Raw genomic sequence first — 14,256 nt, 5'->3', positions numbered from 1 at the left:
GAATGCGTGATTTCCAGTTTCCAGGCCGCTCGCCGGTCCGCGCCACCGAAGCCATGGCCGCGACCTCGCATCCGCTCGCCACACTTGCCGCCATCGACATGTTGCGGTCCGGCGGCAATGCGATGGACGCCGCCGTCTGCGCCGCGGCCGTGCAAGCCGTGGTCGAGCCGCAGTCGACCGGTATCGGCGGCGACTGCTTCGTGCTCTATTGCCCGAAAGGCGAGGGCAATGTGATCGCCTTCAACGGCTCGGGCCGTGCGCCCAAGGCAGCAACCGTCGACTGGTATCTGGAGAACGGCTTCAGCGAGCTTCCGAAGCAGGGTCCTCACGCCGTCACCGTCCCTGGCGCCGTCGATGCCTGGTGCAGGCTGCTGCAGGACCATGGCCGCAAGGGCATCGCCGACGCGCTGGCGCCAGCGATCCGCTATGCCGAAAACGGCTATGTCGTGCACGACCGCGTCGCCTTTGACTGGGAGGATCCGGAAACCGACCTGTCGGCCGACGAAGTGGCGGCGCGCATTTTCCTCCCGGGCGGCAAGCCGCCAAAGCCCGGTGATGTGCATCGCCAGCCGGAACTGGCGCAAACGCTGCGCATCATCGCTAAGCGCGGCCGCGCCGGTTTCTACCAAGGCGCTGTTGCGGAAGACATTGTCGGTCGGCTTCGCCAACTCGGCGGCCTTCATACGCTGGACGATTTCGCCGCGACGAAGGGCGACTACAAGACGCCGGTCAGCACCTCCTATCGCGGTCATGACATCCACCAGATGCCGCCGAACAATCAGGGCCTGACCGCGCTATTGATGCTGAACGTGCTCTCAGGCTTCGATCTCGGCGCGCTTGAACCGAATGGCGCAGAGCGCCTGCATCTGGAGATCGAGGCCGGCCGGCTGGCCTATCGCGACCGCGACAACCTGCTCGCGGATCAGGATCACGTTGCGGTGCCGGTGAAGGAACTCCTCTCCATCGCCTATGCCGACCGGCTGCGCGCCGAGATCGACCGGGAACGCGCCATGACGCATTTGCCGCGCGTCGATTTGCCGGGCAGCGACACGGTCTACATCACCGTCGTCGACCGCGACCGGAATGCGGTGAGCTTCATCAACTCGACCTATTATTCCTTCGGCAGCGGCGTCGTCGGTCCGAAGACCGGCGTCGTGCTGCAGAACCGCGGCACTTCGTTCCGGCTCGATCCGAAGCATCCGAACGCAATAGCGCCGGGCAAGCGGCCGATGCACACGATCATGCCGGGCATGATGGTGAGGGACGGCCGTGCCGTGATGCCCTTCGGCGTCATGGGCGGCGGCTATCAGCCCTTCGGCCATGTCCATCTTTTGACCAACATGATCGACTTCGGCATGGATCCGCAGCAGGCCTTGGATGCGCCGCGCGTCTTTTACAATCACGACGTCGTGGAAGCCGAGCGAAGCGTGCGTCCCGATACGATCGAAGGCCTGCGCCGCCGCGGCCATCGTGTTGTCGAGCCAGACCATCCGCTCGGCGGCGGGCAGGCGGTGCTCATCGATTGGGAAAAAGGCACGCTGACCGGCGCCTCCGATCCGCGCAAGGACGGCTTGGCGCTCGGATATTGAGCAGCCCTTTGCTGGACATAGGCCGATCGTTCGAAACATAGTCTGGAACCATGACAACAAGCGAAAATCCCTTTGATCTTGCTCATCGCCTCGCGCCCGGCGCCGAAGACGCGCCAGCCATCGCCGCGCCCGACCGGACAGTCCTCTCGCATGGGGGGCTGCGCCGTCTGATCCAAGAGACCGTGACCCGGCTCAACACGCTCGGCATCGGCCGTGGCGACCGCGTTGCCATCGTGCTGCCGAACGGCCCGGAGATGGCAACGGCCTTCATCGCGGTCGCCGCCGCCGCGTCCACCGCGCCGCTCAATCCAGCCTACCGGGCCGACGAGCTCGATTTCTATCTCAGCGACATCGGCGTCAAGGCGATCCTTGTCGGCAAGGACGAGCAAGGACCCTCGGTCGAAGTTGCCGAACGCCTCGGCATTGCGGTGCTGCGGCTGGCGGTGCCTGAAGGCGCGCCGGCCGGCATCTTCACCATCGAGGGCGGCCCGGTCGGGCCGCCGGTTGCCTCCGGCTTGGCCGAAGACAGCGACACCGCTCTCCTTCTGCATACCTCCGGCACTACATCGCGGCCGAAGCTGGTGCCGCTCAGCCACGCCAACCTCGCCGCCTCGGCCGCGCATATCGGCGCCACGCTGGGCCTGACTTCGGCCGACCGCTGCCTCAACATCATGCCGCTGTTTCACATCCACGGGCTGATCGCGGCGGTGCTGTCCTCGCTCGCCGCCGGCGCCAGCGTCTTCTGCACGCCGGGCTTCAACGCGCTGCGCTTTTTCCAATGGCTCTCCGAAGCGAAGCCAACCTGGTATACCGCGGTGCCGACAATGCACCAGGCGATCCTGCCGCGCGCCGCGCGCAATCCCGAGCAACTGGCCGAAGCGAAGCTGCGTTTCATCCGCTCGTCGTCGGCCTCACTCCCGGCGCAGGTCATGGCAGAGCTGGAGGCGACTTTCGGCTGCCCGGTGATCGAGGCCTACGGCATGACCGAGGCGGCGCACCAGATGGCGTCCAACCGGCTGCCACCCGGACTGCGCAAGCCGGGCAGCGTCGGAGCCTCGGCCGGACCGGAAGTGGCCGTCATGGCGCCGGATGGAAGGCTGCTCGAGCCCGGCGAGATCGGCGAGATCGTCATTCGCGGCCCGAACGTCACCGCCGGCTACGAGAAGAATCCGGACGCCAACGCCAGCGCCTTCGCGCATGGCTGGTTCCACACCGGCGACCAGGGCGTGCTGGACGAGGACAATTATCTGCGCGTTACCGGCCGGCTGAAGGAGATCATCAATCGCGGCGGCGAAAAGATCTCTCCGCTCGAGGTCGATGGCGTGCTGATGGATCATCCGGCGGTGGCGCAGGTCGTCACCTTCGCCATGCCGCATGACAAGCTCGGCGAGGAAGTGGCTGCCGCTGTCGTGCTGCGGGAAGGCCAGAGCGCCAGCGAGGCCGACATTCGCGGCTTTGCCGCGACTCGGCTCGCCGATTTCAAGGTGCCGCGCAAGGTGGTGATCCTGGACGAGATCCCGAAGGGTGCCACCGGCAAATTGCAGCGCATAGGCCTCGCGGCAAAACTCGGTTTGAGCTGATGCGCATTACAGTCTTCGGCGCCGGCGCCATCGGCGGCTATCTCGCCGCCAAGCTGGCGATTGCCGGCCGCGTGAATCTGTCGATCGTCGCGCGCGGCGGGCATCTCGAAGCGATCCAGGCCGACGGCCTACGCCTGATCGAGGACGGCAAGGAGACGATCGCGCGGGTGAGGGCAGCGGCCACGGCCGAAGAGCTCGGCGTTCAGGACTACGTGGTGGTGGCGCTGAAAGCGCATTCTCTGGCGCCGGCGCTGGGCGAGATTGCACCGCTGCTGGGCGAGGGGACAGCCGTCGTCACCATGCAGAACGGCGTGCCTTGGTGGTACTTCTACAAGGCCGGCGGCGCGCTCGAAGGCACGCGGCTTGATGCGGTCGATTCCGGCGGAAGGATCTGGGAGACCATCGGGCCTGGGCGCGTCATCGGCTCCGTCGTCTATCCGGCCGTCGAGGTCGATGCGCCCGGGCGGATCCGCCATGTCGAGGGCACGCGCTTTTCGCTCGGCGAGCCTTCGGGCGAAAAGAGCGAGCGGGTGAGTGTGCTGGCGCGCGAGATGGTCAACGCCGGGCTGCAGGCGCCGGTTCGCGAGGACATACGTTCGGAAATCTGGGTGAAGCTTTGGGGCAATCTTTCGTTCAACCCGATCTCGGCGCTGACCAGCAGCACGCTCGCGGCGATCGTCGCCGATGAAGGCACGCGGGCCGTCGCCCGCGCCATGATGCTGGAGGCGCAGGCGATTGGCGAGCGCCTCGGCGTGCGCTTCCTGATCCCCGTCGACCGGCGCATCAAGGGCGCCGGCGATGTCGGCGAGCACAAGACCTCGATGTTGCAGGACCTCGAACGCGGCCGCCCGATGGAGGTCGACGCGCTGGTCACGGCAGTGCAGGAGCTTGGCCGCCTCACCGGTCAGCCGACGCCGGCCATCGACACCGTGCTGGCGCTGGTGCGCCGGCTGGCGATCGAGCGCGGGTGTTATTAGCAGACCGGCATTCGATCCTGACACGATTTGTCAGCTACCGACGCTTCGGCGATGGCAGGTCACGAGGGAGCTCCCTATCTGGGTCTGTCCAAACCGGGAGGAAATCATGACCACTGCCGAAGTCGCCAAGCATTTCACCGAACTCCTCAAGCAGGGCGACAACCGCGGCGCTGCCGCGAAATACAATGCCGACAACATCGTCAGCTACGAGGCGATGGAAGGGCCCATGGCCGTTTGCAGCGGCAGGGACGCCGTAAAGCAGAAGGGCGAATGGTGGGAAGCGAACCATGAGGTTCACGGCGGCTCGATCGAGGGCCCCTACGTCAATGGCGACCAGTTCGCCTTGCGCTTCACCTTTGACGTGACGCCCAAATCTACCGGCGAACGCGTCAAAATGGATGAGGTTGGCCTCTATACGGTCAAGAACGGCAAGATCAGCGAAGAGCGCTTCTACTATTGAAGCCGATCGGCGTCTGGCATTCCGAATCTTCGTTGCAGGATCTGAAAATCAGACATGGCGGCCAAGATGATATTCCGGCCGCCATGGAGAGCGCCAAATCGTCTTCACGTAGTCACGCTGGCAAAGCGGGCAGGGCAAGCCTAGGATTCGGCCAGATTCGCAATCCATTCGCCCGAGGTCCGAATTGACGATCACCATGTACGGCATCACCACATGCGACACGATCAAGAAGGCGCGCGTCTGGCTGGAGAGCCGCGACCTTCCCTACCGCTTCCATGACTATCGCGCCGAAGGGATCGAGGCGGAAAGGCTGGATGGCTGGGTCGATAAGGTCGGCTGGGAAAGACTGCTCAACAAGGGCAGCACGACTTTTCGCGAACTGCCGGAGAAGGACAAGGAAGCGCTCGACGAGAAGAAGGCCAAGGCGCTGATGCTGGCCAAGCCGACCATGATCAAGCGCCCCGTGCTGGAGGTGGGTGGCCGCATCCTGGTTGGCTTCAAGCCGGATGTTTATGAAGAGGCGGTGAAGTAGGATTCGGCAGGCGCGGCACACTGTCCCCTCGTCATCCTAGGCGGAGCAAGGAGCGAAGCGGCGCGCGCAGACCCTAGGATCCATGCCGCGACGCTAGAGCGTTGTGCGGTTAAGAGTTCTGCTCCGTTGCGTCCTTCGGTGACAGTCACGGCATGGATCCTCGGGTCAAGCCCGAGGATGACGACGAGAGAGAGGTTACTCCCTCCGCAAATACCCCATCAACGCCACCGCATTGTTATGCGCCTCGTCATGCGCGCCGAAGAGCAGCGTCACCTTGCCGTGGCGCAGCAGTTCTCGCAGCTGCGCCACAGCCTCCTCGTTGCCGTCCAGCTCGGCGCAGTACCGCTTCTGGAACTCCGGCCATCGTTCGAGATCATGCCCGAACCATTTGCGCAGTTCGGTGCTCGGCGCGATCTTCTTCAGCCAAAGGTCCAGCGCGGCGTCCTTCTTGGAGACGCCGCGCGGCCAGACGCGGTCTACCAGCACACGCTGGCCATCGCTCCTCTCCGGCGCTTCGTAGACGCGCTTTACCGCCACGTCCAAGGCTGTCTCCGCGTCGGTCTCTCAGGCCCACTCGCCCTTGCGCATCACCGGCACGCGGCTGCCGTCCTTGCCGACGCCGTCGATGTCGATCTTGTCCGAGCCGATCATCCAGTCGATGTGGATGAAACTCTTGTTGCCGCCGCGCTCGGCAATCTCGTCCTGGCTGAGTGAGGCGCCGTTGACGAAGCACTTCGAATAGCACTGTCCGAGCGCGATGTGGCAGGCGGCGTTCTCGTCGAACAGCGTGTTGAAGAACAGCAGGCCGCTCTTCGAGATCGGCGAGGAATGCGGCACCAGCGCCACTTCGCCGAGCCGGCGCGCGCCCTCGTCGGTGTCCAGCACCTTTTTCAGAACGTCCTCGCCCTTCGAGGCCTTGGCCTCGACGATCCGACCGCCCTCGAAGCGCACCGAGATCTCGTCGATCAGCGTGCCCTGGTAGGAGAGCGGCTTGGTCGAGGAGACATGGCCTTCGACGCGTCTCGCATGCGGCGTGGTGAAGACTTCCTCGGTCGGGATGTTCGGATTGCAGGTGATGCCGTTCTTCGCCGTCGAAGCGCCGCCCATCCATTCATGACCTTCCGCCAGGCCGACGGTGAGGTCGGTGCCCGGTCCGGTGAAATGCAGTGCGTAAAAATTGTGCTCGTTCAGCCATTTCGTGCGCTCGGCCAAGGCCGCGTTGTGCGCCTTCCAGTTGCCGATCGGATCCTCGACATCGACGCGCGAGGCCGAGAAGATCGCGTCGGCGAGCCTCACCACCGCAACATCGTCGGGCTCGCCCGGGAACACTTGGCGAGCCCAGGCAACATCCGGATATGCCACGATGTTCCAGTTTATGTCGAAACCGGTGATTTTTTCGAGCGCCGGCTGGTACGCCATCGAATTCGCCTTGTTGGCGCGCGCCACCTTGGCCGGGTCCTGCGCCGACAGCAGAGACGGATCCTCGCCGCGCACCGCAAGCCGCGCCGCATTGTTGGCGAAGGCTTTCGCCATGCCTTCGTAAAGCCAGCCGGCGGCGCGGTCGAAGCCGGCGTCGGCGCCATAGCGGAAACGCGCCAGCGTGATCTCGTCGTCGTTGAAGATCGGCGTCACCAGCCCGGCGCCGGCCTTATAGGCATGCTCGACGATGCGCCGGGTCAGCGGCAGCGCCGCGATCGAGGACGTCAGCACCAGGTCCTGTCCCGGCTGCAGCTGCAGCCCGACCTTGACGGCGACTTCGGCCAGCCTGTCGAGCTTCACCGGGTCGATGGTTGCCGAGACGCCGCGCGAATGTGTGGTCATGATCCTGCCTGCCATGTTTTTGGGGTCTGGTCCTTACATAGACCGCTGCGCCTGGCCTTTCCACCGCGATCAACTGGGCCTCCAGGCATGATCGCGAAAAGTGCATGGCGGTGTTCGGACAAGATCATGCTCAAACGAGCTCAGGCGGCGCTGTCGAGCGCCCGGATCTGCGCCATGGTCGCTTCGATCTCCTCGCGGACCCAAGCCTTGAAGTCGCGCACCTTTCGGCTTTCGCTTTTGGTGGCCGAGGTCACCATCCAGTAGCCGAGCCCGCTTTCAGCTCGCACCCCGAAGGGGGCGACCAGCCGGCCATCGGCCAGCGCATCGGCGGTCAGCAATTGCCAGGCGAGCATCACGCCATGGCCGGCGATTGCAGATTCCAGGCAGAGCATCGGATCGGTGAAGCGCGCGCCTTTTTGGAAAGTGACCGGCTCGACGCCGGCCGCCTTGAACCAGCTATCCCAGCTGATCATTGCCCGCTCGTCGGTGATGGCGCAGGTCCGCGCCAGGTCCTCGATCGAGTTCAGCTTGGCCGCGATCGCTGGTACGCAGACCGGAAACACTTCCTGCGCCAAAAGCAGTTCCGCGTTTACTCCCGGCCAAGCGCCGTCGCCCATCCGAATCGCAATGTCGATATCGGAATGGTCGAGATCGGCGAGCCTGCCTGAAGCGTCTATGCGCAAGAGCACGTTGGGATGGCGGGCAAAATGCCGCGACAGCCTGGGCAACAGCCATTTCGAGGCGAAGGCGGGCGCCACCGACACAACCAGGGTGCATTCCGTTGCCTCGCCGGCCAACGCCACCGCTTGCGCAAGCTCGCGGAAGCCGGCGCTCAGCCGGGCCGTGAAAACGACCCCGAATTCCGTCGGCACGAGTCCGCCGGACGTCCGCTCGAACAGCGCCTGCCCCAGCTGTTTTTCTGTGCGCTTGATCTGCTGGCTGACGGCGCTGACTGAGACATTGAGTTCGGCAGCCGCCGCGGCAAGCGATCCAACGCGGACAACGGTTTCGACGGCACGCAAGCCATTGAGGTGGACACGGTTCAGGATCGTCATCCAGTTTTTCTAAACTGGCTGGTTCCAAATCTCAATTGAAACGTGCCAAAGAAAAGCGGATTCTAGCGAGGCAAACCGGGCTTTGGAGGCAGGTCGATGAAGATTTTCTCTTTGCTGAAGGGGCTTTCCGGCGCTGAGCCAAGACAGGCTTGGCAGGAGGACGGCGAGATCGCCCGCTGGACGGTCGATCCTCTGTCGCATCCGGTGCTGGACGCCATGTCGGAGCGCGAGCTCGGCGATATGCCGTTCCGGCTCACGGCCGGCCGCACGGTGTACGAGACGGCTTGCCGCTGAAGGCGGGCCAAGCCGGCCTGGCCCAACGCAATCGCATTGTTTCGCACGTGCACACATTTATGCTGCGCTGCAATGAAAGCCGCTTCGCCATCTCCCTTGCGCCTTGCCCTCGCCGGCATGACGGCTCTCGCCGTCGCCATGGGCATCGGCCGCTTCGTCTACACGCCGATCCTGCCCGGCATGATGGAAGAGTTGCACCTGACGCCGGCAGACGCCGGCTGGATCGCTTCCGCCAACTATCTAGGCTATCTCATTGGCGCGCTTGCCGCAGCCGGCGGCTGGGCGCATGGCCGCGAGCGTCTGCTGATGTTCGCAAGCCTTGCCGCGAGCGCCGTGCTCGCAGCTCTGATGGGACTGAACGAGACGATGGCCGCTTTCCTCGCCATTCGTTTTCTCGCCGGCCTGGCCAGCGCCTTCGTCATGGTTTTCATGTCGTCGATCGTCTTCAGCCATCTTGCAAAGGCAGGCCGCGGCGATCTGCAAGCGCTGCATTTCGGCGGTGTCGGCCTGGGCATTGCGGCGTCCTCGGCGCTGCTGGCCATCCTCGTCACGGCCCATGCCGGCTGGCCCGCGGGCTGGCTATGGTCGGGAGCAATTTCCGCTGTCGGCCTGCTCCTCGTCGCGATCCTCGCGGGCTCCGCCACGCCCGCCAATGGCGTCGATGGGCCTGAACCGGCGTTGCCGAAGGATAGATCGCTGACGAAGATAATCCTTGCCTATGGGCTGTTCGGCTTGGGCTATGTGGTGACGGCCACTTTTCTGGTCGCCATCGTTCGCCAGGACGGCGGCGGACGTGTCTTCGAGGCCTCGGTCTGGATGATCGCCGGTCTTGCCGGCTTCCCCTCGACCTGGTTTTGGCAAAAGCTCGCCGGCAGGATCGGGCTTTATACGGCCTATGCCGTGAGCTGCCTGGTCGAAGTGGTCGGTGTCATCGCCAGCGTCGTCGTCAAAGGTTTCAGCGGGCCGCTTCTGGCTGCCATATTGCTCGGCGGCACGTTCATCGCCATCACCGCGTTCGGCCTGCAGGCGGCAAGGCAGCTTGCGCCGCAGGCGCCGCGCCGCATCTTCGCGGTGATGACCGCCGCCTTCGGCCTCGGCCAGATCATCGGTCCGATTGCCGCCGGCTTGCTCGCCCAGGCCTCGGGCAATTATGTGCTCGCCTCGACAATGGCGGCTGCCGCTCTGCTGGTCTCCGGCGTCGTTGCCTGGTCGGCCGCACCAAAATCGCCATGATTTGTGGTCTTGTTCGGTGCCGGGCGCCGGGCCGGGCATTTTCTTTCCCAGTAATGTGTGACCTTATGCCCGCCGAACAGCAACGCCGCTGATTTGCGGTCAGACCGAGGAAACCCGCCACAGTGTTCGTATCCTTCTTCCCGCAGCCGAAGCTTTTCTTCACCTCGGCCGCCCTCTGGAGCCTTGCGGCGATCCTGTTCTGGTTCTTCGGCGGCGAACAGCTGGGCGCCATCCTCGGCATGCCGCCGGCGGCTGCGGGTGCGCCGCCCATCATCGGCATCGCGGTTCTATGGTCGAAGCCGTTCTTGTGGTTCTACATGTACTTCGTGGCCTGTGTGGCGATCTTCTACGCGTTCTGGAGCTGGTATGCTCCGCATCCGTGGCAGAACTGGTCGATCCTGATGACCGCCGTCATTCTCTTCTTCATCTATTTCAACGTGCAGGTCAGCGTCGCCGTCAACAACTGGTACGGACCTTTCTTCGATTATGTCCAGGGGCTGATGTCGGGAACGACGCCATCGACTGACATCGAGTTCTACAGGGGGTTGGCCGACTTCTCCTGGCTGGCGCTGGTCGGCATGAACGTGCAGGTGGTCAACGCCTTTATCGTCAGCCACTGGATCTTCCGCTGGCGCACGGCGATGAACGACTACTTCATGGCGAACTGGGGCCGGCTGCGCCACATCGAGGGCGCTTCGCAGCGCATCCAGGAAGATACGATGCGCTTCTCGCAGATCATGGAGGACCTGGGCTCGAGCTTCGTCCAGTCGATCATGACCCTCATCGCCTTCCTGCCGGTGATGATCCAGCTGCAAGCGCACATCACCGAGTTGCCGATCCTGGGCGCGGTGCCGCAGCCCCTGGTCGTTGCCGCGCTGGGATGGTGCATATTCGGCACGGCCTCGGTGATGCTCGCCGGCATCAAGCTGCCGGGCCTCCAGTTCCGCAACCAGCGCGTCGAGGCCGCCTATCGCAAGGAACTCGTCTACGGCGAAGACCATCCCGACCGGGCGCAGCCGGCGACGACGACGGAACTGTTCGACAATGTGCGCCGCAACTACTTCAGGCTCTATTTCCACTACATCTATTTCAACGTCGTTCGGTACACCTATCTGCAGGCCGACAACATCTTCTCGCTGCTGATCCTCGGGCCCTCGCTGGTTGCGCACAAGATCACCTTCGGTGCGCTGAACCAGATTTCGAACGCCTTCGGCAAGGTGACGAATTCGCTGCAGTTCCTGTTGAATTCCTGGTCGACCATCGTCGAGCTGCAGTCGGTGCACAAGCGCCTGCGCGCCTTCGAGGCGACGCTGGAAGGCGAGCCGCTGCCGGACATCGACCAGCGTTATCTCGCGCGGCAGAGCGCGGAGGATCCGGCCTGAACTGGATCGGATGGTGGGCGGCTCAGCCGCCTACCGCCGCCTGTCTCAGGCCGCCGCGCTGCCGCTCGATATAGTCGCGGAAGCTGATGCATTCGACCTGCTCCATGACGCAGACTTCCCCGGCAAAGCGCTCCAGCGCGTTCCAGTAGGCGCCGGCATTCATCTGCGTGAAGTGGAAGCCGAGCTCCAGCGGAAGTCGTTTGCCGTTGTATTGCGCATCGAAGGCTGCGCGGAACGCCCGATAGGCGCGGTCGGCGAACTCGCCCGCCATCGACGGCTTCTCGAAGCCGCCCGAATGGCGGACATAGAGGTTGTAGTCCATCGCTACCACCGGCTTCGACTTCGGCCCTTCCGGAATCTGCGGCAATGCAAAGCGGGTGGTGCCGTTCTTTGCGCGCGGCAGGGCAGGGCCGTTCGAGACACCGCTTGCGTCATATTGGAAGCCCGCCTCGGGCAGCGCTTCGTAAAGCGCCTTGCCGGTCGAGAGGTACGGCGCGCGAAAACCGATCACGGCATGGCGGGCGAATTCACGCCAGCCAGAGGGCTCGGGCGAAATGCCGTTGATCGCATAGGCGTTTTCGAGGACGCGGCCGAACGCCGAGAACTCGGCCAGCCAGTCGGCCTTGCTCCAGCCCTTGCCGTCGAAATGTCCGCAGGCATGACTGCCGATGTCGTGACCTTCGGCGGCCGCGAGCCGGATCTGTTGCAGCCGGTCCGCGACATCCTGCTCCGAGGCGGCGAAGCCGATATTCGATTTGCCGGCACCCTTGCCGGGCGCGACGTACTCGGCGCGCGTTTTCGGCGAGAGCAGGAAGACGCAGGACAGAAAATACGTGAAATGCGCGCCGGTGCGCTTTGCCAGCGCGCGGCTGCGCTCCCATTGCGAGATCTCGCGTGCGCTGTCGAAGGAGATAAGCACGATCTGCTTTGGTTTCGCCGCCATCGGTTTCGGCGGATCGGCAAGCGCCGTGCCAACGGAGCCAAGCCAGGCGAGGCTGAACGCAAGGACGCGGAACGAACGTGGCACTGGCAACCTTTTGGGCAACCTTGGGGCTGTAGGAAAGCCGTCTATCGCCCAAATGTAGCATCGATGCGTTCCGGCAAGGCCTGTGGGGCACTGGGAGCCTCCGCCGATTTTCCGGCGATCCCCCTTCCATGCCGACGAAATTTCGCTAAAACGCGGGGCTCAAGAAGCGCTCCGTTCCGGGGCCGCAATGGTTTTTGATTGATGTCGGACGACAGTTTTATCCGCGAAGTCAACGAAGAGATTCGTCGCGAGCAGGCGCAGGCGCTGTGGGACCGCTTTGGTCCGGCCCTGCTCGGTGCCGCGATCCTGATCGTGGTGGCGACTGCCGCCTTCGTCGGCTACCGCTACTGGGACGAGACCCGCGCCAACCGGTCGGGCGATGCCTTCTCGCAGGCGCTCAAGCTCGCCAATGACGGCAAGAACGACGAGGCGATCGCCGCTCTCGATCAGCTGGAAAAGGATGGCTATGGCGCCTATCCGCTGCTCGCCCGCATGCGGGCGGCGACCGTCAAGGCCGACAAGGGAGACGTCGACGCCGCCGTCAAGGATTTCGATGCGGTCGCGGCCGACAGCGCCATTCCCGCAGGCATCCGCGACATGGCGAGGCTGAGAGCGGCGCTGCTGCTGGTCGACCACGGCTCGTTTGCCGATGTCTCCAGCCGTGTCGAGGCGCTCACCGCCGACACCAATCCGCTGCGCAGCTCGGCGCGCGAGGCGCTCGGCCTTGCCGCCTGGAAGGAAGGCAAGTCGGCGGATGCGCTGAAACTGTTCGACCAGATCGCTTCGGATGACGGCGCCCCGCGCAATGCGCGCCAGCGGGCGCAGTTGATGTCCGAGCTGATCCGCGGGTCGGGCAACGCTTCGTGACCCCGGATGACGTTCAAAGTCGCCATCATCGGCCGGCCTAACGTCGGCAAATCGACTCTTTTCAATCGGCTGGTGGGAAAGAAGCTGGCGCTTGTCGATGACACGCCGGGCGTGACGCGCGATCGTCGCGTCCATGCCGCCAAGCTTTACGATCTTCACTTCGACGTCATCGACACCGCCGGCTTCGAGGATGCGGCGGCCTCGACGCTGCCCGGCCGCATGCGCCAGCAGACCGAGATCGCCATCCGCGAGGCCGACCTGATCTTCTTCACTGTCGATGCCAAGTCGGGCCTGATGCCCGACGACCGCACCTTCGCCGACGTGGTCCGCAAATCCGGCAAGCCGGTGGTGCTGGTGGCCAACAAGGCGGAAGCGCGAGGCGCGCAAGGCGGCATGCTGGAAGCCTGGGAGCTCGGCCTCGGCGAGCCGATCCCCGTCTCGGCCGAGCATGGCCAAGGCATGCCCGATCTGCGCGATGCGGTGATCGCGGCACTCGGCGAGGAACGCGCCTTCGGCGACGCGCAACAGCCGGGCGATGAGATCGCCGTGAGCGAGGTGCTTATCGGCGAGGATATCGCCGACCCCGACGCCGAGCCGGCCTATGACGAGACCAAGCCGCTGCGCATAGCCGTGGTCGGCCGCCCCAATGCCGGCAAGTCGACGCTGATCAATGCGCTGATCGGCGAGGAGCGGCTGCTGACCGGACCCGAGGCCGGCATCACCCGCGATTCCATCTCGGTCGACTGGGACTGGCGCGGCCGCCGGATAAAGCTGTTCGACACCGCCGGCATGCGGCGCAAGTCCAAAGTCCAGGAAAAGCTCGAGAAGCTTTCGGTGCAGGACGGCCTGCGCGCCATCCGCTTCGCCGAGATCGTCATCATCGTGCTCGACGCCACCATCCCCTTCGAGAAGCAGGACCTGCAAATCGCCGACCTGATCATTCGCGAGGGGCGCGCGCCGGTGATCGCCTTCAACAAATGGGACCTGATCGACAACCCGCAGGAGCTTCTGGCCGAGCTGCGCGAAAAGACCGCGCGGTTGCTTCCCCAAGTGCGCGGCATTCAGGCGGTGACGGTCTCTGCCGAGACCGGGCGCGGCCTCGATCGGCTGATGGACGCCGTCATCAAGACGCACAAGGTCTGGAACAGCCGCGTCTCGACCGGCAAGCTCAACCGCTGGCTGGAAGGCATTCTGGCGCATCATCCGCCGCCCGCCGTCGCCGGCCGCCGGCTGAAGATCAAATATGTCACGCAGGCAAAAACCCGGCCGCCGGGTTTCGTCGTCTCCTGCTCGCGCCCGGACGCGATGCCGCAATCCTATGTCCGCTACCTGTCGAACAGCCTGCGCGAGGCTTTCGACATGCCCGGCGTGCCGATCCGCATGGCGTTGCGCACGTCGGAGAATCCTTTCGCGGGTCGGGCGAAGAAGCGCTGAGCCCT

General features: G+C 64.5%; 14 protein-coding genes. 10 read left to right on the top strand and 4 right to left on the bottom strand.

Features of this window, described 5'->3' with window-relative positions:
* The first annotated feature begins 2 nt into the window (after positions 1 to 2).
* The 5 genes from ggt (at position 3) to CK221_RS00240 (ending at position 5,138) form a co-directional block, all read left to right on the top strand.
* Positions 3 to 1,589, top strand: coding sequence for a gamma-glutamyltransferase (gene ggt / locus CK221_RS00260; protein WP_095776230.1), 1,587 nt, complete (start codon positions 3 to 5; stop codon positions 1,587 to 1,589).
* 50 nt (positions 1,590 to 1,639) lie between these two features.
* A complete protein-coding gene (locus CK221_RS00255) occupies positions 1,640 to 3,169 on the top strand; it encodes an acyl--CoA ligase (protein WP_095776229.1) in 1,530 nt (509 codons plus the stop codon).
* Positions 3,169 to 4,146 carry a 2-dehydropantoate 2-reductase gene (locus CK221_RS00250; RefSeq protein WP_095776228.1) on the top strand — a complete coding sequence of 326 codons (978 nt, stop codon included), beginning with the start codon at positions 3,169 to 3,171 and terminating at the stop codon, positions 4,144 to 4,146. The genes CK221_RS00255 and CK221_RS00250 overlap by 1 nt, the downstream gene beginning before the upstream one ends.
* A gap of 106 nt (positions 4,147 to 4,252) precedes the next feature.
* Positions 4,253 to 4,606: a nuclear transport factor 2 family protein gene (locus CK221_RS00245; RefSeq protein ID WP_066988871.1), complete on the top strand. Its 354-nt coding sequence runs from the start codon at positions 4,253 to 4,255 to the stop codon at positions 4,604 to 4,606.
* A gap of 184 nt (positions 4,607 to 4,790) precedes the next feature.
* Complete coding sequence (locus CK221_RS00240; protein ID WP_095776227.1) at positions 4,791 to 5,138, top strand: ArsC family reductase; 348 nt, start codon at positions 4,791 to 4,793, stop codon at positions 5,136 to 5,138.
* 195 nt (positions 5,139 to 5,333) lie between these two features.
* Here CK221_RS00240 and CK221_RS00235 read toward each other — a convergent pair whose 3' ends face one another.
* The 3 genes from CK221_RS00235 to CK221_RS00225 form a co-directional block, all read right to left on the bottom strand.
* Positions 5,334 to 5,681 carry a DUF488 domain-containing protein gene (locus CK221_RS00235; protein WP_067327797.1) on the bottom strand — a complete coding sequence of 116 codons (348 nt, stop codon included), beginning with the start codon at positions 5,679 to 5,681 and terminating at the stop codon, positions 5,334 to 5,336.
* A gap of 21 nt (positions 5,682 to 5,702) precedes the next feature.
* The gene (locus CK221_RS00230) at positions 5,703 to 6,959 is read right to left on the bottom strand and encodes an aminopeptidase (protein ID WP_095776652.1); all 1,257 of its coding nucleotides are present in this window, start codon (positions 6,957 to 6,959) and stop codon (positions 5,703 to 5,705) included.
* A gap of 140 nt (positions 6,960 to 7,099) precedes the next feature.
* Entirely contained in the window at positions 7,100 to 8,014 is a 915-nt protein-coding gene (locus CK221_RS00225) for a LysR substrate-binding domain-containing protein (RefSeq protein ID WP_095776226.1), read from the bottom strand.
* 96 nt (positions 8,015 to 8,110) lie between these two features.
* Here CK221_RS00225 and CK221_RS00220 point away from each other — a divergent pair, with 96 nt between their 5' ends.
* The 3 genes from CK221_RS00220 to sbmA all read left to right on the top strand — a co-directional run bounded on the left by CK221_RS00220 (position 8,111) and on the right by sbmA (position 10,923).
* A complete protein-coding gene (locus CK221_RS00220; RefSeq protein WP_066999065.1) occupies positions 8,111 to 8,308 on the top strand; it encodes a hypothetical protein in 198 nt (65 codons plus the stop codon).
* A gap of 72 nt (positions 8,309 to 8,380) precedes the next feature.
* On the top strand, positions 8,381 to 9,541 hold the full coding sequence (locus CK221_RS00215) for a YbfB/YjiJ family MFS transporter (RefSeq protein ID WP_095776225.1): 1,161 nt from the start codon (positions 8,381 to 8,383) through the stop codon (positions 9,539 to 9,541).
* A 122-nt stretch (positions 9,542 to 9,663) separates the two neighbouring features.
* Positions 9,664 to 10,923, top strand: a complete 1,260-nt coding sequence (gene sbmA / locus CK221_RS00210) for a peptide antibiotic transporter SbmA (RefSeq protein ID WP_066999060.1) — start codon at positions 9,664 to 9,666, stop codon at positions 10,921 to 10,923.
* 22 nt (positions 10,924 to 10,945) lie between these two features.
* Here sbmA and CK221_RS00205 read toward each other — a convergent pair whose 3' ends face one another.
* Positions 10,946 to 11,950 carry a polysaccharide deacetylase gene (locus tag CK221_RS00205; RefSeq protein WP_095776224.1) on the bottom strand — a complete coding sequence of 335 codons (1,005 nt, stop codon included), beginning with the start codon at positions 11,948 to 11,950 and terminating at the stop codon, positions 10,946 to 10,948.
* A 201-nt stretch (positions 11,951 to 12,151) separates the two neighbouring features.
* On the opposite strand from CK221_RS00205, the gene CK221_RS00200 reads away from it, so the two are divergent.
* Positions 12,152 to 12,817: a tetratricopeptide repeat protein gene (locus tag CK221_RS00200; protein WP_066999055.1), complete on the top strand. Its 666-nt coding sequence runs from the start codon at positions 12,152 to 12,154 to the stop codon at positions 12,815 to 12,817.
* Between the two features lie 6 nt (positions 12,818 to 12,823).
* The gene (gene der, locus CK221_RS00195) at positions 12,824 to 14,251 is read left to right on the top strand and encodes a ribosome biogenesis GTPase Der (protein WP_095776223.1); all 1,428 of its coding nucleotides are present in this window, start codon (positions 12,824 to 12,826) and stop codon (positions 14,249 to 14,251) included.
* Positions 14,252 to 14,256 lie beyond the last annotated feature (5 nt).

The organism is Mesorhizobium sp. WSM3868, assembly GCF_002294785.1.
In the GTDB taxonomy this organism is placed as follows: domain Bacteria; phylum Pseudomonadota; class Alphaproteobacteria; order Rhizobiales; family Rhizobiaceae; genus Mesorhizobium.
This window is presented reverse-complemented; position numbering and strand designations above follow the sequence as displayed.

Excerpts from the sequence above, each read along its gene's own strand:
- CK221_RS00215 (WP_095776225.1), top strand. The coding sequence starts at position 8,381 with ATGAAAGCCGCTTCGCCATCTCCCTTGCGCCTTGCCCTCGCCGGCATG.
- CK221_RS00245 (WP_066988871.1), top strand. The coding sequence starts at position 4,253 with ATGACCACTGCCGAAGTCGCCAAGCATTTCACCGAACTCCTCAAGCAG.
- ggt (WP_095776230.1), top strand. The coding sequence starts at position 3 with ATGCGTGATTTCCAGTTTCCAGGCCGCTCGCCGGTCCGCGCCACCGAA.
- CK221_RS00220 (WP_066999065.1), top strand. The coding sequence starts at position 8,111 with ATGAAGATTTTCTCTTTGCTGAAGGGGCTTTCCGGCGCTGAGCCAAGA.
- CK221_RS00230 (WP_095776652.1), bottom strand. The coding sequence starts at position 6,959 with ATGACCACACATTCGCGCGGCGTCTCGGCAACCATCGACCCGGTGAAG.
- CK221_RS00255 (WP_095776229.1), top strand. The coding sequence starts at position 1,640 with ATGACAACAAGCGAAAATCCCTTTGATCTTGCTCATCGCCTCGCGCCC.
- der (WP_095776223.1), top strand. The coding sequence starts at position 12,824 with ATGACGTTCAAAGTCGCCATCATCGGCCGGCCTAACGTCGGCAAATCG.
- CK221_RS00225 (WP_095776226.1), bottom strand. The coding sequence starts at position 8,014 with ATGACGATCCTGAACCGTGTCCACCTCAATGGCTTGCGTGCCGTCGAA.
- CK221_RS00250 (WP_095776228.1), top strand. The coding sequence starts at position 3,169 with ATGCGCATTACAGTCTTCGGCGCCGGCGCCATCGGCGGCTATCTCGCC.
- CK221_RS00200 (WP_066999055.1), top strand. The coding sequence starts at position 12,152 with ATGTCGGACGACAGTTTTATCCGCGAAGTCAACGAAGAGATTCGTCGC.